The organism is Verrucomicrobiota bacterium, assembly GCA_019247695.1.
GTDB lineage: Bacteria > Verrucomicrobiota > Verrucomicrobiia > Chthoniobacterales > JAFAMB01 > JAFBAP01.
Map to the genome: position 1 here is coordinate 59,794 of JAFBAP010000117.1, position 18,653 is coordinate 78,446.

Here is an 18,653-nt window from a genome sequence, read left to right on the forward strand (position 1 = left end):
AACCAAGTCGGGCAAAAAGCATCGCAATACGATCAACCAAGGGGCTATAGGTCCGGACACAGGAGCGCACGCGATAATCATCCTGGTGCGCCCCTTGTGCTGCCCCCGGCAGGGGGTGGCCGCTGGAGTATGCCTCAGATCTTCTCGCCCAGGGTAAGTCTTTGGTTCAAGACCGCGGTGATCCTTGCACCGTTTGCAGTCGTCCTCGGAGGACTTGCGGCCTACCGGTTTTCCTACTCGCCGTACCCGACGCAGGTGGATCTGCCGCTGGATCAGCCGGTGCCGTTCAGCCACCAGCACCATGTGGGCGGGTTGGGCATCGACTGCCAGTACTGCCATACTACCGTCACCAAAACCGCGGATGCGGGTATGCCCGACACCCACACGTGCATGACCTGCCATTCCCAGATCTGGATCGAAGCGCCCGTCCTGCAGCCCGTGCGCGACAGCTTGAGTTCGCGTCTGCCGATCCGGTGGACCCGCCTCCATAACCTCGCGGACTACGTGTATTTCAATCACAGCATCCACGTGAACAAGGGGATCAGCTGCACCAAGTGTCACGGCGACGTCGAAACCATGCCGATCACCTGGAAAAAGGTAACCCTGCAGATGGGCTGGTGCCTGGAATGCCACCGGCACCCGGCAGCGGCCTTCAGCCCGCCCAACGACACTTTCCAACCGCCGCAGGTTTTTACGCTCAACTGGCGCCTGGACGCGGATCCGGATGCAAAACGCTTTGTGCAGAAACAACTCGAGGGCGTTGCCTCGGTCCGTGAGCTTACCGATTGCTGGACGTGCCACCGATGACTGACCCCGATCCATCTCCCCGGCCGGAGGACCCGGCGTCCCGCCGTCGCTGGCGCAGCCTGGACGAATTATCGCAATCCGATGAATTCCGGGCGTGGGCTCAGCGGGAGTTTCCTGAAGGTGCCTCCGAATTCTCCGACGCGGTGGAACGCCGGGAATTCCTGCGAGTAATGGGGGCGGCCTTGGCGATGGCGGGTTTGGGCGCGTGTTCGCGGCCCCCGCAGTTGAAGATTGTGCCGTACGTCGAGCAGCCCGAAGAGATCCTGCCGGATCGTCCCCTCTATTTCAGCACGGCCATGACGTTGGGAGGCTTTGCCACCGGCCTGGTGATACGGAGTAACGAGGGACGGCCGACGAAAGTCGAGGGCAACCTGTCCCACCCGTGCAGCCTGGGCGCGACCGGACCGCTCGAACAGGCGGCCGTGCTTCAGCTTTATGACCCGGACCGTTCCCGGGTGGTGCTTCATGAGGGTAACATCGAACCGTTTGAGGCTTTGCTGGGCGCGGTCCTCGGCGAGATGGAACGGCAGCGACCCGAACGCGGCCGTCGCTTCCGATTGCTGACCGGAGCCGTCAGTTCGCCGACCCTGATCAGCCAAATCAACGCGCTCCGGGCGGCCCTGCCGGAAATGAAGTGGCATCAATGGGAACCGTTCTCACGGTGGTCGATCTACCGTGCCGGCCAACTCACGACGGGCCAGCTCGCCGAACCTGATTACCGCCTTGAAAACGCGGATGTCATCGTCACCCTGGATTACGACTTTCTGGGGATCGCGCCGGACCGGCTAAGGCTCGCCAAGGCTTTCACCCGGCGCCGGCGGTTTGACCGGGACGATTTTCGCGACCCTAACACGTTATTTGTCGCGGAGCCGGCGTTGACGATCACCGGCTCGGTGGCACAAGCGCGCCTGCCGTCGGCCGCGCGCGAGATCGACTGGCTTGCGCGAAACCTCGGGGCGCGGCTGCAGGTTTGCCCGGCGCCGGCCAAAGCAGCAGAAGGCTCGGCGCGAGATTGGCTGGACGCCGCCGTAGCCGCCTTGCAGGGGCACCCCGGCCGGAGCCTGGTGCTGGCCGGGCCGGGACAGCATACCGAAACGCACGCCCTGATTCATTCCATAAACCAGAAGCTCGGCAACCTGGGCCAAACCATCACTTACAGGCAGGTGGCGGCCGCGGAGCCGGTCGACCACCCGGCTTCGCTTCGCGAGTTGGTACAGGACCTTGCCACCGGTGCGGCAGACAGCGTGTTGGTGCTGGGCGGCAATCCCGTGTTCACCGCACCCGCCGACTTCAAGCTGGGTGACAAGCTCGGGCGCGCCCGTTTCTCCCTGTATGCCGGGTTGTATGACGACGAGACCGCGGCTTGTTGCCGGTGGCACGTGCCGGAGCGGCACTTTCTGGAGGGCTGGTCGGACACGAGAGCGGTGCAGGGCGAATCGTCCATCGTTCAACCTTTGATTGCGCCGCTTTACGGCGGGATTTCTGTCCATCAACTGCTGGCGGCATTTCTGGGCCAACCGGCGGCGATCGATTATGACATCGTGCGCGATTATTGGCGCCGGCACGGCAACTGGGGCCCGGACTTCGAAAAACAGTGGCGCCAGGTCCTGAGCGACGGGGTGATCGCTAACAGCGCCACCCCCGAGATTACCTCGTCAGGTGCGTCGCCCGGACCCGGGGCGGCGCCGCCACCGGCGCCGGCGGGTGGGCCGGTCGGGAATGAAGGTTACGAGATCACGTTTGCCCCGGACCCGGCGTTATGGGATGGGCAGTTTGCCAACAACGCGTGGCTGCAGGAACTGCCCAAGCCTTTTTCAAAAATTACCTGGGGGAATCCCGCCGTCATCAGCCCACGGGCGGCGCAACAACTCCGCGTCGAAAACGGCGACGTCGTCCGGCTCCGGCGCGAGGGCGCGGAATTGGAAATCCCGGTTTGGATCCAGCCCGGCCAGGCCGAACGCACCATTACCCTTTACCTGGGCAATGGGCGGCAGCGGGCCGGCCGCGTGGGCAACGGCACCGGTGTCGACACCTACCGCATGCGCTTATCATCCGGCCTATGGTTCTGCAGCGGGGTGCAGGTGGAGCGCGCCGGCCGCTACGTCCAGCTCGCCCAGACTCACCTGCATCACTCCATGCATGGGCGGGACTTCCTCCGGACCCTGCCGTTGACCGAATTCCAAGCCGGCAAGCGGCCCGAAGGCCGTGAGCCGGATCCCGAACCGGATGACACGCTTTACAATCCCACGAAACTGTTGACGGCGGCACGCCAGTGGGGAATGTCGATCAACCTCAGCACCTGCATCGGGTGCGCGGCCTGCGTGATCGCCTGCCAGGCGGAAAACAACATCCCCTCAGTCGGGGCAGGCCAGGTGATCATGGGAAGAGAAATGCACTGGATCCGGGTCGACCACTATTTCGAGGGGGATCCGGCCAATCCGCGGATCTACCAGCAGCCCGTTCCGTGCATGCACTGCGAGACCGCGCCGTGCGAACTGGTGTGCCCGGTGGAAGCCACGTTGCACAGCAGTGACGGCCTGAACCAACAGGTTTACAACCGTTGCGTCGGCACCCGCTACTGTTCCAACAACTGTCCGTACAAGGTGCGCCGGTTCAACTTCCTGCAATTCGCGGACACCAGGACCCCGGGCTCGCAATTGGTCTGGAACCCGCAAGTGACGGTCCGAAGCCGGGGCGTGATGGAGAAGTGCACTTATTGCGTTCAACGGATCCGCACCACCGAGATCCAGGCCGAGAATGAAAACCGGCCCATCGAGGATGGAGAAATCGTGCCGGCGTGCGCGCAGGCCTGCCCGGCCGACGCGATCGTCTTCGGCAACGTGGCGGATCCGCATTCGCAAGTTTCACGTCTGAAAGCCCTCCGTTTGGATTATTCCATGTTGGGCGACCTTAACACCCGTCCGCGGACCACCTACCTGGCCCGGGTTGAATGGACGGGCAAACCGGCGCCTGCGACTCCTGACGACAAACGGCCAACGACATGATCACGGACCAGACGCAGGCGAAGGAAGGAACGCGGGCTCAAGCGGAGAAGGAAGAAACGCCGGAACCGCTGGTGCGGCCGGGCGAAACCTTCAGGTCCGTAACCGAGAAGATCAGCGGCATCGTCCTGGACCGGCGCCATCCGTTACCCTGGTGGATCTGTTTCGGCGCGGGCTTTCTGCTGATGATGGGGTTCTTCTACGCGGTTTCCGTACTGCTGGCGGTCGGCGTCGGGATCTGGGGCATCAACATCCCGGTGGCGTGGGGTTTTGCGATCACGAACTTCGTCTGGTGGATCGGGATCGGGCACGCCGGCACCCTGATCTCCGCCATTCTCCTCCTGCTGCTCCAAAAATGGCGCAACTCGATCAACCGGCTGGCTGAAGCGATGACGCTTTTCGCAGTCGCCTGTGCGGGCCTGTTTCCGCTGCTGCACCTGGGGCGGCCCTGGGCTTTTTTCTGGCTGTTACCGTACCCGAACGGCATGGAACTGTGGCCGCAGTTCCGCAGCGCCCTGGTGTGGGACGTATTCGCGGTCGGAACCTACCTGACGGTCTCCATCTACTTTTGGTACACCGGCCTGGTGCCTGACGCGGCGACGTTGCGGGACCGGGCGAAAACGCGTTTCGGCCGGGTGGTTTTCGGTATCCTGGCGCTGGGTTGGCGTGGATCGGCACGCCACTGGCGGAACTATGAATCGGCCTACCTGCTGATGGCCGGCCTGGCAACCCCGCTGGTGCTCTCGGTGCACAGCGTTGTCAGCTTCGACTTCGCGACGGCAATCGTGCCGGGCTGGCATTCTACCATTTTCCCGCCTTACTTCGTCGCGGGCGCGGTCTACTCGGGATTCGCCATGGTGCTCAACATCATGATCCCCCTGCGCAAGTGGTACGGGTTGGAGAACATAGTAACCGGGAAACACCTCGACAACATGGGCAAGGTGATGCTCGCCACCGGTTTGATGCTCGCTTACGGCTACGTCTTCGACATGTTCACCGCGTGGTACAGCGCGGATCCGGCCGAACAGTATTCACTGGTCAACCGTGCGGGCGGACCCTACGCGTGGGTCTTCTGGCTGCTGATCCTGGTTAACGTGATCCTGCCCCAGGCGTTGTGGTGGCCGTACGTGCGAAGAAATCCCGTCCCGCTCTTCTTCGCCGCGCTCAGCATCAACCTGGGCATGTGGATCGAGCGTTTCGTCATTGTGGTCGTCAGCCTTAACCGTGACTACCTGCCGTCGAGCTGGCGCCTGTTCATTCCCACCGGTTGGGACTGGTTAACCCTCTTCGGCAGCCTCGGCTTGTTCTTCGCCCTCATCTTCCTCTTCGTCCGGTTCTTGCCGATGGTAACCATATTCGAGGTCCGATCTTTGATCGCGGAAGAAAAGGAGGGCTCGGCGTGAAAGGGTTTTCTACCGTCTACGGCGTGATCGCCGAGTACAACTCGGAAGACGCGCTCTGCGAAGCCGCCCGGAACGCGCGGGCGCACGGTTACCGCAAGCTCGACGCGTTCAGCCCGTTGCCGGTCAAAGGTCTGGACGAGATCCTTGGGCTTAAACCGAGCCGGGCGCCCGTCTGGGTGTTCACCGGAGGGCTGATCGGCGGCTTCACCGGGTACTTCATGCAGCTGTGGGGAGTCGGGATCAACTACCCATTCGACGTCGGCGGGCGCCCTCTGAACAGCTGGCCGCTTTTCATTCCGATTACCTTCGAACTGACAATCCTGGGAGGAGCAACTGCAGCCGTCCTCTCGTTGTTTTTCCTGAACGGGCTCCCGCGGTTGAATCATCCGGTCTTCGCGGCGCCGGGTTTCGAACGCGCCACGACCGACGCGTTCTTCCTTTGCGTGCTGTCGAGCGACCCGGACTTCGATCCGATGCTGGTGCGCCGGTTTTTTCTCCAGGAGACCGGCGCCATCACGGTAACGGAGTTACGCCGATGAAAATGCCCGCGCTTTTTCTGGCCGTCGCTGCGTGCGGGCTGATGGGGTGCCGCAATGAAATGAGGTACGACTCACGGCTGAAACCTTACCAGGAGACCCCGTTTTTCGCCGATCGCAACTCTTCACGCCCCTTGGTAAGCGGCGTGGTCCCGCGCGGGGAGGCGCGCACGGATGATTTTTTTTACACCGGGGAGATCAATGGTCACCTGGTGCGCGGATTTCCCGCGCCGGTCACGCTTGAGCAACTCAGGAAAGGGCGGGAGCGCTATAATATTTACTGTTCGGTGTGTCACGGCATCACCGGGGTAGGGGACGGCATGATCGTGCAGCGGGGTTTCCCGCGGCCGCCCTCCTTTCACGATCAGCGCCTCCGGGACGCCCCGGAGGGGCACTTCTTTCACGTAATCACCCATGGCTACGGCGCGATGTACTCGTACGCCGGCCGGGTTGAACCCGCGGAACGCTGGGCGATTATCGCCTACATCCGTGCGCTGCAGTTAAGCCGTGACGCCAGGGTCGACGACGTGCCGCCGGCTGAGCGTGTTCACCTGCCGGAAAACGGAGGGAACAGTGGCGGGCACTAACGCAAACCGCCAAACCCTTGGGCAGTTAGGCGGGAGCATTGTCGCCGTCGCCGCCCTTGCGGCACTGATCGTCGGGTTTGTGGTTAATCCGAGGCAGGCCTATCCCTCCTACCTGATCGGGTTCCTGTTCTGGCTGGGGCTGACGCTGGGCGGCCTGCCGGTGCTCATGCTGCATCATCTGGTCGGCGGCAAATGGGGTTTTACCCTCCGCCCGGTTTTCAGTGCCGCGCTGGCGACCCTGCCCCTCATGACGGCGTTAGTGTTGCCGCTCTTCTTCGGCCTGAAACACCTTTATCCCTGGGCCGGGCTGCCGGCCGAACATGCGGCCCACGTGCTTCACCAGCGCGCCATCTACCTGAACACCCCGGCGTTGATCATCCGGACCATCGTGTACTATGCCGTTTGGCTGGGGTTAGCCTGGCTGCTGGTCTGGCGTCCCGTTCCGGCCGGCGCTCAACCCTCAAAAATCCGGGCCAGGCTGCAGCTGATCAGCGGAATCGGGCTCGTGGTCTTTTGCGTGCTCACGTCGTTTACGGTTATCGACTTGCTGATGGCAGTCGAACCGGCGTGGTATTCCAGCATTTTTCCCGGGATCGTGTTGGACGGCCAGGTGCTGTGCGCGCTGGCGCTGGCCCTCCTGCTCAGTCTGCCTCGGTCCAAGGCCGGCCGCGACCGTCTCGATGAGGAGCAGCTCAACCATATTTCGACCCTGCTCTTCGCGTTCATCCTGCTGTGGGCTTACTTCAGCGTTTCCCAATTGATCATCATTTATGCCGGTGACTTGCCGCATGAGATCAGCTGGTACCTGCACCGGACACGAGGAAGCTGGCTCTGGGTGGCGTGGGTCGTGGCCGTCGTGCAGTTTGCGCTTCCCTTCCTCCTGTTGCTGTTTCGAGGCATCAAGAAATCGCCTAAAATGCTGCTCCCGATCGCGGCGGGGCAACTGCTGATTCAGGTGATCGCAATGTTCTGGTACACGGCTCCGGCCTACCGCCATGCGCTGCGGGTGACGTGGACGGATGTTGCTGCGTTCGTGGGCATTGGGGCGGCCTGGGTGGTCGTGTTCGGCTATCGGTTAGCCCGCGAACCCCGGCTCGAGGCGCTAACGCCTGATCGAGGCGTAACCGGCCATAGTTCAGGGCTGATAACAGGAGGGAGGCGTTAGATCGGACCGACATGACTGCTCACACCGAAATCCGGCCAAGAGGAGGCCATGAGTCCTCCGGGATTCCCCTGAAGCCGCTGCTGTGGTTCGTGGCGGGCTTTATCGCCACGGCCGTGGTCATCCATTCGGCATTGGCCGGCTATGCCTCCCTGCTCGGCGCGCAACATAAGCACTTTGGCCGGGTCTATCAACTTCAGCCAACCCAGGTCCCGGCGTACCCGGCGCCCGCCCTCCAGGTAAACCCGCGGATTGACCTTCAAACCTACCGGACCCGGGCAGACCACGATCTGAATAGTTATGGCTGGATCGATCAGGGACAAGGGGTTGCGAAAATCCCGATCGAACGGGCAATGGATCTGCTCCTGGCGCGCGGTTTACCGGTACGTCCGGCCGTCCAGGATGGGCCGACCGAGTTGAATATGCAGGAGCAAAAAGCGGCTGCGGACAGCGCCGGGGCCGCGGAACAACCCCCGGGACGGAGGCGGCCGTGAACGGGTGGAAAGAATGGCCGCTCATGATCGGCTGCGCCCTGCTGGTATCGGCCGTCCCGTCACCGGCTGCTGTACGATCAGCTGCAGACCTGACTCGCGGCATCGTTTACGAGCAGCGTCTTACGCAGCAGGTATCGCCCGGGCTCAACTTTGTCGACGACCGGGGCCGACCGGTGAAGCTGGGCACCTATTTTCGCGGGCGTCCGGTTGTGCTGGCCATGGGTTATTACCGCTGCCCGATGTTGTGCGGGATCGGTATAAATGCCGCAGCGCGCACCCTGGAGGAATTTCCACCGCAATCCTCGGCCCGGGACTTCGAGTTCGTCTTTGTCAGCGTGGATCCGGCGGAGAACTATCTGGCGGCCGCCGAGAAGAAGAGCGAATACCTTCGCAAACTGGGATGGGAGCCGGCGGCCGAGCGTTCGCATTTTCTGACCGGCAGCGAGGCCGAGGCGGCGCGACTCGCCGATCAGATCGGGTTCCGCTACCGCTATGATCCGGAAGCGAAACAGTACATTCACCCGAGCGGCCTGGTGGTCCTGTCGCCGCAAGGCAGGATTTCCTCCTACCTGTTGGGCATCGACTACCCCGCGGCTGAGTTTGAGCGTGCGTTGGGTAATGCGCGTCGCGGGCAACCGGGTATAGCCGGCCGGATCATCTCCATTCTCTGCTTTTCACAGAGCCCGGCGCCCGGCACCGTTGCCTATTGGGTACAGATCGCCCTTCGATGCGGCGCCGTTCTCACCCTGGGCGGATTGGTTCTACTGGTTCGCTTTAAACACCGGAGTCCGGATCGGACGTATTCGGGCGCATGAACCACCTGCCGATCATCCTTGCGCAGTTTCAGTTCCTGCCGGACCAGGGTTCCGCCCTGGCCCGGCACGTTGACCGGCTCTTTTGGACGCTGACCGGCGTTTGCGGCACCATCCTGTTTGCGATTGCCGCCGTCATCATTTACTACCTGGCCAAGTACCGCCGCTCCAACCTCAACGTCGACCGGACCCTCGGGAATAAGTCGACGCTGCCCGCCGAAACCACGTGGACCTTGATCCCGTTGGTCATCTTCATCGGGATGTTCGCCTGGGGCGCCAAGATCTACTTCCACAAAAACCAGGTGCCGAGGGACGCAATTGAAATCGAAGTCGTCGGCAAACAATGGATGTGGAAAATCCAACACCCCGAAGGTAAGAAGGAGATCAACGAGTTACATGTGCCCCTGGGTAAAACGATCAAGTTGGTTATGATCTCCCAGGATGTGATTCACGATTTCGGTTTGCCCGCTTTCCGGGTGAAGGAGGACGTGCTGCCGGGGCGCTACACCATGGAATGGTTCACGGCGACCAAAACGGGCGTGTTCCGCATTTTTTGCAACCAGTACTGCGGGACGGATCACGCCAACATGATCGGGCAGGTCTATGTCATGGAGCCGCAGGCCTACGCAGCCTGGTTGCGCGACGGCATGAATCCTACGCCGATCGTAAAGGCAGGCGGGGAGCTGTACCGGTCACTGGGCTGCAGCGGATGCCACGAATCAAACGGTGTGGTCCGGGCGCCGCCCCTGCACGGCTTGTATGGACATCCGGTCCCGTTGCAGGATGGCCGGATCGTGGTCGCCGACGAACGTTACCTCCGGGACTCAATTTTGATGCCGAATTACGAGATCGTCGCCGGTTACGACCCGGTCATGCCCAGCTTTGCCGGGCGGTTGTCCGAGGACCAGATTTACCAGTTGATTGCCTATGTCAAAAGCCTCGCCGCGAACGAACCGGCGAGCGCCAGCGTCTCGGCACCCTAGCCCGGAGTCATGATGTTATGAGCCTTGCCTTCCAAGCCGTCGAGATTGATCCCCGAAGAGCCCCGGAGAATTACCTTTCCAAACGAGGTATTTTTTCCTGGCTGTTCACCACCGACCACAAACGCATCGGGATCCTGTACCTGATATCCATCATTGGCTTTTTCTTCATTGGCGCCGTGGCGGCCTTGATCATGCGGCTGAACCTGCTGACGCCCCGCGGCGACCTGGTGCAAGCGGAAATGTACAACCGTCTATTCACCTTGCATGGCGTGCTGATGGTGTGGTTCTTCCTGATCCCGTCGATTCCGAACGTGCTCGGCAATTTCATCCTGCCGATCCTGATCGGTGCGCGGGACCTGGCGTTTCCGAAGCTCAATCTGCTGAGTTGGTACGTTTTTATGCTCGGCGGCGCCTTCGTGCTTTATGCGGTGCTGATCGGCGGTGCCGACACCGGCTGGACGTTTTACACCCCCTACAGCTCGACGTACGCCAACTCGCACGTCGTGTTGATGGCCACCGGCGTCTTCGTTTCCGGGTTTTCCTCCATCCTCACCGGGTTGAATTTCATCGTTACCACCCACACGATGCGCGCACCCGGGGTCACCTGGTTCAAGCTTCGCCTGTTTGTGTGGTCCAACTACGCCACCAGCGTCATCATGGTGCTTGCCACCCCCGTTCTGGCGATCACGCTCCTGCTGCTTTCGATCGAACGAATCTGGAAGGTCGGCGTGTTCAACCCGGCGCTCGGTGGTGATCCGGTGTTGTTCCAGCACCTGTTCTGGTTTTACTCGCATCCGGCCGTCTACATCATGATCTTGCCCGGCATGGGGGTGGTGAGCGAGTTGGTCGCCGCGTATTCGCGGAAGCGTATCTTCGGCTATACCTTCGTGGCATTCGCAAGTATCGCAATCGCCGTGATCGGCTTTCTGGTCTGGGGACACCACATGTTCGTGGCCGGCCAATCGACTTACGGTGCCATGGTCTTCTCCTTCCTGAGTTATCTGGTGGCGGTTCCTTCGGCCATCAAGGTCTTTAACTGGACGGCAACCCTCCGGAAGGGCAACATCCGCCTGGACACACCGATGCTCTACGCCATCGGGTTCATCGGGCTTTTCGCGGCCGGCGGCATGACGGGGTTGTTCCTGGCCGCCCTCGGCGTCGACATGCACGTGCACGACACCTACTTTGTCATCGCGCATTTCCACTACATTATGGTCGGAGGCATGGTCCTGGCCTTCATGGGCGGCCTGCATTACTGGTGGCCGAAAATCAGCGGACGGCTGTACCCGGAGTTTATCGCCAAGATGGCCGCCATCGTGACGTTTCTCGGGTTCAACCTGACCTTTTTCCCGCAGTACGTGCTGGGGTACCTGGGAATGCCGCGCAGGTACCACGCCTATCCGGAGCAATTTCAGGTCTTCCACGTGCTTTCCACCGCAGGCGCAACCATCCTGGGGGTGGGCTACGCTTTACCCTTCTTCTATCTTCTTTGGTCCTGCCGGTACGGGCGCCCTGCCGGGCCAAACCCCTGGAAGGCAAAAGGTTTTGAGTGGGAAATCCCTTCACCGCCGCCCACTCACAATTTTGAGGTAACTCCGGTGCAGACGGAGCCGCCGTACAACTATAACCCGGCCGAGCCGGATCCGATCGAGGCGAGGGGCGAATGAGCGAGTCTCCGTCCATTGCCGTCCACGAGCAGTTCGACGACCTCGCGCAGCAACGCGAATCGGCGCACCTGGGAATGTGGATCTTTCTCGGCACCGAGCTGATGTTTTTCGGGGGCCTGTTCCTGGGATATACCGTCTACCGGATCAGCTACCCGCGAGCCTTTGCAGAAGCCGCCCATCACCTGGACCTGGTCATGGGTTCCCTCAATACTTACATCCTGTTGACCAGCAGCTTCCTGTACTCGCTCGCGATTTCGACGTATCGGGCCCGGCACCGGGGACCAACGTTGGTCCTGCTCGGGTTGGCCATGCTCCTCGGAATCATTTTCCTCGGGATCAAAGGCTCTGAATATTACGAAGACTGGGAACACGGGTTTTTGCCGGGACCGGCGTTCACTTATCAGGGGCCGGACCACGATCACGTCCTGCTCTTTTTTGTGTTGTACTTCATCGCCACGGGTTTGCATGCGCTGCACCTGCTGATCGGAATCTTTGTAACCCTCGTTCTCATCGGGCTCGTCGTGCGGAGCTGGTTCGTCAAAGATCGCGAGGTGGCGATCGAAGTATTCGGTCTCTACTGGCATTTTGTCGACTTTATCTGGATCTTTATCTTTCCGCTCTTCTATCTTCTGGGAGGACCATGACGGAGAACGCACGTCCGGCTTCATTTCTGACCTTCATTTGTCTCGCCGCGCTTCTGGGCGTAAGCATCCTCGTTTCGCGCCTCCACCTCGGCCCGCTGCGCATCGTGATCATTCTCCTGCTGGCGGCCGGGCAAGGGCTGCTCGTCCTGCTCAACTTCATGCGGGCACGGCTGAGCAGCCCGCTGATCTGGGCGGCGGCAGCTGCATCGTTTCTTTGGCTGGGCATCTTGTTCAGCCTGGCGCTGAGTGATTACCTGACCCGTCCCGTAACGTGGTAAGGGCCGGGGCCGGTACCGTGTGAGCACCAAGGGCCCGGTGATTGGGGTAAGATCTCGGGAGGGGGCCGTCTGGTCCATCGTTTACCGACTGAAAGACTGAGTCGTTGATCCCGGCACCATTTACACCATTTCGACGGCCATGGAGGTAAAATGTTGTCTTCCTCCCCAGGCACCCTGCCGGAGTTAAACCTATTAAACCGTATAAACAGCCGAGGCCCAGCGGGCCGGGTGACGGTTTGATGGCCTGAAGGGCCAAAGGAACATAGCCCAGGGTTTCACCCCGGGGAGGGGTTTTTCCCCCCGAATTAGCCCTCCTAAGGCATCACGCCTGTACGCCCTCCCTAACAAACACCCGCCCGCCGGGTTGGATTTGCTGAAGGGGCGGCAGAAGGCGTTGCTTACGGATTCTGCCGCCCCTTCAGGGCTCGATCGTGATTTTACGGTTATCCAGGGTAAACCCTGGGCTATGTTCTACCGGCCCGTCGGGCCTAAGACAAAGTTTTACCTCGATGGTCATCGAAATGGGATGATTGAGACTTAATCGATACGATCAGGGTCATTTTTCCTTGGAGTTTCCGATGATCACGTTTGTTAAAGCTCAATAAAGACCCCTTCCCGGGACTGAAGTACCTGCCTAACCTCAGCCGTCCCTCCGGGACGAAAGCACTACCCGGCCTGCCGCCCTTGACTAAATGGCAGTGGGGTAAACCCTGGGCCATGTTCCCTTGGCCCTTCGGGCCGTAAGGCGGTCAGGGCTCTCACGGTGCTGCCCGAAGGTTTGTCTGCTTTCGCCCCGCGGTTGCGTCTGAACGGCTTCAGAGCTTGCCTTGTCTCGCGATTTTAACTACTACTGGATAAGGTTCTATCTGCTCGCCCCGGGCGTGGTGCCTCCGGCGCCGGTGCCTTTTTTCAACCGGTAAAAAATGGGTCTAACCCGAGGCAGCAGGTGAGGTACCCCGCAAACAATCACTCTGATCCCCCCTCCGCCCATGTGGTCACAAGTCTACGATCCGTTCGGGAACGCCTTCCTCTCAACCTTGGTTGCGGCGGTTCCGATCGTCGTGCTCCTTGGCGGAATCGGTTGGCTTCGACTCCAGGCTCACGTTGCCGCCGTCCTGGGCCTGCTCAGCTCGTTACTGGTGGCAACCCTGGCGTTTCATATGCCACCGGGGATGGCCGCGGCAGCCGCCGTGACCGGGGCTGCCTACGGACTCCTGCCAATCGGTTGGATCGTACTGAACGTCATCTTCCTGTATCAGCTAACGGTAGAGAACGGGTCTTTCAGCATCCTGCAGGAGAGCATCGCCTCCCTCACGCCTGATCGCCGCCTCCAGCTTGTTTTTATTGCCTTTAGTCTGGGCGCCTTCTTCGAAGGCGCCGCCGGCTTTGGAACGCCGGTTGCCGTGACCGGCGCGATGTTGATCGGCATCGGTTTCCGGCCATTGCAAGCCTCCGGTCTTTCGCTCATCGCCAATACCGCTCCCGTGGCGTATGGGGCCATCGGCACCCCGGTGATTGCGTTGAGCGCCGTAACCGGCCTCGATCTTCATGAACTCTCCGGAATGGTCGGCCGGCAGTTGCCGTTTTTTTCTGTGATCGTACCGTTCTGGCTGATCTGGTCATTCGCCGGCTTCCGCGGCATGCTCCAGGTCTGGCCCGCATTGCTCGTGGCCGGCGTCGCTTTTGCCGTCCCGCAATACCTGATTTCCAATTTTCACGGCCCGTGGCTAGTCGATGTCGTCGGCTCACTCAGTTCGTTGGCCGCCCTCGCCGTTTTTCTGAGGATCTGGCAACCCCGGGAGATCTGGCGGTCGCTCAGCCGCACGGAAGAGCGCGCGCGACGGGCTCAACCCGGTACGGCGACGGTGCCTGCGCGAGTCGATGATCGTGCCATGTCGCGAGCGCATAACGGCCGCGCCCTGTCCTCACGCGAGGTCTTGAGGGCGTGGTCGCCGTGGGTCGTCCTCAGCGTTTTCGTCTTCCTTTGGGGTTTGCCGCAAATAAGGGCATTCCTGGACGGGCTCTGGTTACCCAAGATTCCGGTCCCGGGTTTGCATAACCTGGTGCAAAAGGTTCCGCCCGTGGTGCCGAAACCGGCGGCGGAAGCGGCGGTCTACAGTTTAACGCTCCTGTCTGCGACGGGGACGGGCATTCTGGCTGCGGCATGCGCGGGCGGTATCGCCATGGGATATTCATTGCCACAACTGGCGGGCGCCTTTGGACGCACCTGCGCGCGCGTGCGCTACTCGCTGCTGACGATCGTCTGCATGCTGGCCATCGGTTACGTCACCCGTTATTCCGGCACAGACGCAACCCTTGGCCTGGCGTTTGCCCGCGCCGGCGGTTTTTATCCCTTTTTCGGTGCCCTGCTGGGCTGGTTAGGCGTGGCGCTGACCGGATCCGATACCGCCTCAAACGTGCTGTTTGGCGGACTCCAGAAGATCACTGCCCAGCAGATTGGTCTTAGCCCGGTGCTGATGGCGGCGGCGAACAGCTCCGGCGGGGTGATGGGTAAGATGGTCGATGCGCAGAGCATCGTCGTGGCGTCGACCGCCACGCAATGGTACGGTCACGAATCTGAAATTCTGCGGTACGTTTTCTTTCACAGCCTGGCCCTGGCGTCGCTTGTAGGGCTGCTGGTGGCGGCGCAGGCGCATCTATATCCGTTCACCCTCCTGGCACACTGACCGCGTCCACCAGGGAGGGGAGGCCTCGCCCGGGTTGCGGCCGGATCAGCGCTTCAGTGAGTGTAATCCCCAGGAGCAAATGGCTGAGAGCGCCACACAGGCGACCGTCAAGCCGACGCACTTCCAGTCCGGTCCAGCTGATACCTGCCAGGGATGCCAAAACGCCAGGCACAGGAAGAGCACCGCCACGAGCGCCAGCCCGCGAATCAGGTACAAGAGCAGCGTTTCAGGGCCCAGCGGTTCCTTTGCCATGCCGAAGACTCTCGCGGCAGGTCGTGCTCTGCAAGCGGATTGCTCCGCCCATCATCACTCAGCGCCGTGCCGGCCCCGCTCAGCGGCAGGTCCCCGACCGGATGCTGAGGTGATTGCGAAGTTCTCACCGCACGCTCACCCCGTAAGGGCAAGTGAAACAACCGATAAATGCAAATTACTTGCATTAAGTGGTGCGGCAAGGTAACAGATCGGCTTGCATCCAACAGGCCCACCTCTTAGCCCTTGGGGCTCCAGGGTTGCTCCGTCAGGTCCGCCACAACGCCCTGAAAGCGGTTTACTCAGGCCGATGCCTACTGTAAATATCGCCAGGGCTGTGATTATAATGCGGCAACGCCGCCGGGCGGCCCCGTTTACCATAAAGGTACTAACCAAATCGCGAACGTAACGCAGTAATTCTTGAGTTTGCGCATGACAACGCCGCTAAGGAGCCCCCGCAACCGTTGCGCTTTGCGTGCCGGGACAGCCTCGGCGGTGCTCCTGGCGTTGTTTTGGGCCCTGACCCTGGCGGCTTCGCCCGACCTTCACGAACGCGTTCACCCCGACGCACACGACGAGGGGCACGATTGCGGGGCTATGCTCTTTCTGAGCGGCGCGGCCGGTCCAGCCCCCTTCGCCGTGATTTTCTCGCTCGATCCGCCTCGGCTGCCGCTCGTTCGCATGGTCGCTCTCCCCCGCTCGGTGGCGGGGGTGCTCCGTCCGAGCGACCGGGCCGTGCTCGAACATGGGCCGCCCGGGCCGTCGCGTCCCTCCCAAGTGCTCTAGGTTCAACGGCGTGCAAGCCGGTAAGCCGCTTCCCGCCCAGCGCTCGCGATGCGGCGGGGGCCTGTCGTGCTTGAGTCCCGGTCTGATCCGCTGGTGGATGCCCCTGCACGGGTCTGCCGGTAGCGGCGCCTCGCCGTTGGGCCGGTGATCCAGGGCCCAGCCTGAACTGCCTGGATCCGCCCGCGGCGGTCTGCAGCCTTGACCTGCTGCCTTAGGAAAGGACGCCCGCCGAACCGTTTATCCCTGACCCGTCGTACACCGATCGGGCCGCATCCCCATACCTCCTGCCTTTCCCAAGCCAGCTTTTATGCCGTTTTCTCTTAGGTCCGCCTTTTTTGCGGTGGGCAAGCCGCCCTTGGCGACCACCGTTCTGCTTTTTGCCCTGATCCTGCCGAAAGACGCCCGCGCCCAAACGGATGCCTCCCCGTCTCCGGCCCAACCGGCGCCCGCCTCCGGCGAACTCAGCCCCGTTACCGTTGTCGGCCAGCTTAATCAGACCCGCGACCAGATCGTGCCTTACCTGGGTGCCACGCAATATTCCATCGGCCAAAGCCAAATTCAGACCCAACCCCAGGGCCCGAACGCGCCCTTCGATCAGGTCATCCTTCGGGCACCGGGGGTCGCCCAGGACTCCTTTGGTCAACTGCACGTGCGCGACGAGCACGCCAACTTGCAGTTCCGCATCGACGACGTGTTGATCCCCGAAGGCATCAGCGGCTTTGGCCAGGAGATCGACACCCATTACGTCGACCGCGTCGCCCTCATCACCGGCTCGCTGCCCGCCCAGTTCGGGTTTCGCACTTCCGGCATCATCGACGTCCACACCAGGCAGGGCGCGCTGAACCCCGGCGGCGACGTTTCATTCTACGGAGGCAGTTACGACCGCTTGCAACCCAGCTTCCAGCTCGGCGGCACCCGCGGGAAGTTGAACTATTACCTGACCGGCAGCTACCTGTACGACACCCTGGGCATCGAGAACCCGACCAGCGGTCATACGGCCATCCACGATGAAACCAGCCAGTTTAAAGGTTTCGCCGAGCTCTCGTACGTGATCGACGATTCCAGCCGGGTCACGCTCTTGCTGAGCGGTACCTACGCCGACTTCAAGATCCCCGACAACCCCGGCCAGGTACCGGCTTTCACCCTGGAGGGTCAGAGCGCCTTTGATTCCCGCACCTTGGATGAGCGGCAGCACGAGCAGAATCACTACGGCATCCTGGCCTATCAAAAAAACTTCGACACGGTCGCCTTCCAAGCGGCGGCCTTCAGCCGCTACAGCGGCGTGCTCTTCACGCCGGACTGGCGGGGCGACCTCATCTTCAACGGGCTGGCCAGCCGGGTCAACCGGACGCTGTTTGGAAATGGCCTGCAGTTCGACCTGAGTTGGGCGGTCACGGACGCGCACACGCTGCGTGGCGGCCTGCTGTTTTCTGTGGAATCGGCCCGTGCCGACACGACTAACCAAGTCTTTCCGGCCGATGGGTCGGGCTCACAAGCCTCCGAGGTTCCGGTCACCATCATCGACAACAACCAAAAAACCGGATTCCTCTATGGCTTCTACCTGCAGGACGCCTGGAAGATCTTCGAGCCGCTGACGCTCAACGTCGGGGCCCGGTTTGACGTGGTGGACGAATACACCCACCAGAGCCAGTTGAGCCCGCGGGTCAACCTCGTGCTGCAGGCGACCCGGTCCACGACCCTGCACGCCGGCTATTCACGTTACTTCACCCCGCCGCCCTTGGAGTTGGTACCGGCCCGCACCCTTACCAGGTTCGTCGGCACCACCAATGAGCCGGCCATTTTGAAGAGCTCGCCTGTGAAGGCCGAGCGCGCCCATTACTTCGATGCGGGCATCACCCAGCAGGTCGCCGGCGGGTTCAACGTCGGGTTGGATGGGTTCTATAAAATCTCGCGGGACCTCCTGGATGAGGGCCAGTTTGGCCAGGCGCTCATCTTTTCACCGTTCAATTACGCCCGCGGCACCCAATTCGGTGGGGAATTGACGGCTAACTATCAGAAGGGCGGATTTTCAGCCTACGGCAACCTGGCGTATGCCTATGGCGTCGGCACCAAAATCGTTTCGGGCGAGTTCCAGTTCGACCCTGAGGAGTTTGCTTATATCCAGAATCATCACGTTTTCCTCGACCACGATCAGCGCCTGACCGGTTCTTTGGGTGCGTCCTACCGCTGGCGGGATCTAGCCGTTTACAGCGACCTGTTATACGGGCGCGGGTTGCGGCGCGGCTTTGCCAACACGGGCCGTAACCCCTCCTATTACCCGCTCAACCTGGGCGTGACCTACGAGCTGAAGCTGTCGGGGCAGCAAGCGATCACGCTGCGGGTTGACGTGACGAACGTCTTTGACCAAAGCTACGTGCTGCGTGACGGCTCGGGCATTGGCGTCGGAGCGCCGCAGTTCGGGGCACGCCGGGCCTTCTATGCAGGCGCCGCATGGCGGTTCTAGGGGAACGCGGCATGCGCACGAAGATCCTCCTGCGGCTGCGAGACCCTGATAAAGCGCACGAGGCCGGCGCGCGCTGACGGCTCCCCGCACCC

The 18,653-nt window shown here is 61.6% G+C and carries 16 protein-coding genes; 15 read left to right on the forward strand and 1 reads right to left on the reverse strand.

Translation table 11 applies throughout. From position 1 onward, the window contains the following. The first annotated feature begins 129 nt into the window (after window positions 1-129). From JO015_14240 to JO015_14300, 13 genes are all read left to right on the forward strand, one after another. Complete coding sequence (locus tag JO015_14240; GenBank protein MBW0000257.1) at window positions 130-807, forward strand: cytochrome c3 family protein; 678 nt, start codon at window positions 130-132, stop codon at window positions 805-807. Then, window positions 804-3,812 carry a TAT-variant-translocated molybdopterin oxidoreductase gene (locus JO015_14245; GenBank protein ID MBW0000258.1) on the forward strand — a complete coding sequence of 1,003 codons (3,009 nt, stop codon included), beginning with the start codon at window positions 804-806 and terminating at the stop codon, window positions 3,810-3,812. The genes JO015_14240 and JO015_14245 overlap by 4 nt, the downstream gene beginning before the upstream one ends. Next, window positions 3,809-5,212 carry a polysulfide reductase NrfD gene (gene nrfD / locus JO015_14250; protein ID MBW0000259.1) on the forward strand — a complete coding sequence of 468 codons (1,404 nt, stop codon included), beginning with the start codon at window positions 3,809-3,811 and terminating at the stop codon, window positions 5,210-5,212. The genes JO015_14245 and nrfD overlap by 4 nt, the downstream gene beginning before the upstream one ends. Next, window positions 5,209-5,751, forward strand: coding sequence for a DUF3341 domain-containing protein (locus tag JO015_14255; GenBank protein MBW0000260.1), 543 nt, complete (start codon window positions 5,209-5,211; stop codon window positions 5,749-5,751). Before nrfD ends, JO015_14255 begins: the two co-directional genes overlap by 4 nt. Further along, complete coding sequence (locus JO015_14260; GenBank protein MBW0000261.1) at window positions 5,748-6,335, forward strand: cytochrome c; 588 nt, start codon at window positions 5,748-5,750, stop codon at window positions 6,333-6,335. The genes JO015_14255 and JO015_14260 overlap by 4 nt, the downstream gene beginning before the upstream one ends. Continuing rightward, window positions 6,322-7,500, forward strand: a complete 1,179-nt coding sequence (locus JO015_14265; protein ID MBW0000262.1) for a hypothetical protein — start codon at window positions 6,322-6,324, stop codon at window positions 7,498-7,500. The genes JO015_14260 and JO015_14265 overlap by 14 nt, the downstream gene beginning before the upstream one ends. Window positions 7,501-7,511: 11 nt before the next feature. Next, window positions 7,512-7,991, forward strand: a complete 480-nt coding sequence (locus JO015_14270) for a hypothetical protein (GenBank protein MBW0000263.1) — start codon at window positions 7,512-7,514, stop codon at window positions 7,989-7,991. Further along, window positions 7,988-8,806 carry an SCO family protein gene (locus tag JO015_14275; protein MBW0000264.1) on the forward strand — a complete coding sequence of 273 codons (819 nt, stop codon included), beginning with the start codon at window positions 7,988-7,990 and terminating at the stop codon, window positions 8,804-8,806. Before JO015_14270 ends, JO015_14275 begins: the two co-directional genes overlap by 4 nt. Then, complete coding sequence (gene coxB / locus JO015_14280) at window positions 8,803-9,786, forward strand: cytochrome c oxidase subunit II (GenBank protein MBW0000265.1); 984 nt, start codon at window positions 8,803-8,805, stop codon at window positions 9,784-9,786. The genes JO015_14275 and coxB overlap by 4 nt, the downstream gene beginning before the upstream one ends. Window positions 9,787-9,803: 17 nt before the next feature. Continuing rightward, window positions 9,804-11,453, forward strand: coding sequence for a cbb3-type cytochrome c oxidase subunit I (locus tag JO015_14285; GenBank protein ID MBW0000266.1), 1,650 nt, complete (start codon window positions 9,804-9,806; stop codon window positions 11,451-11,453). After that, entirely contained in the window at window positions 11,450-12,097 is a 648-nt protein-coding gene (locus JO015_14290) for a cytochrome c oxidase subunit 3 (protein MBW0000267.1), read from the forward strand. The genes JO015_14285 and JO015_14290 overlap by 4 nt, the downstream gene beginning before the upstream one ends. Next, window positions 12,094-12,375: a hypothetical protein gene (locus tag JO015_14295; protein MBW0000268.1), complete on the forward strand. Its 282-nt coding sequence runs from the start codon at window positions 12,094-12,096 to the stop codon at window positions 12,373-12,375. The genes JO015_14290 and JO015_14295 overlap by 4 nt, the downstream gene beginning before the upstream one ends. A 989-nt stretch (window positions 12,376-13,364) precedes the next feature. Next, window positions 13,365-15,062 carry an L-lactate permease gene (locus tag JO015_14300; protein ID MBW0000269.1) on the forward strand — a complete coding sequence of 566 codons (1,698 nt, stop codon included), beginning with the start codon at window positions 13,365-13,367 and terminating at the stop codon, window positions 15,060-15,062. A 45-nt stretch (window positions 15,063-15,107) separates the two neighbouring features. Here the strand turns inward: JO015_14300 and JO015_14305 are convergent, their stop codons facing one another. Further along, window positions 15,108-15,314: a hypothetical protein gene (locus JO015_14305; protein MBW0000270.1), complete on the reverse strand. Its 207-nt coding sequence runs from the start codon at window positions 15,312-15,314 to the stop codon at window positions 15,108-15,110. 429 nt (window positions 15,315-15,743) lie between these two features. Here JO015_14305 and JO015_14310 point away from each other — a divergent pair, with 429 nt between their 5' ends. Together JO015_14310 and JO015_14315 are read left to right on the forward strand one after the other, a co-directional pair. After that, window positions 15,744-16,097 (forward strand): hypothetical protein, encoded by a 354-nt coding sequence (locus JO015_14310; GenBank protein ID MBW0000271.1) that lies wholly within the window; start codon window positions 15,744-15,746, stop codon window positions 16,095-16,097. 307 nt (window positions 16,098-16,404) lie between these two features. Beyond that, entirely contained in the window at window positions 16,405-18,561 is a 2,157-nt protein-coding gene (locus JO015_14315) for a TonB-dependent receptor (protein ID MBW0000272.1), read from the forward strand. Window positions 18,562-18,653 lie beyond the last annotated feature (92 nt).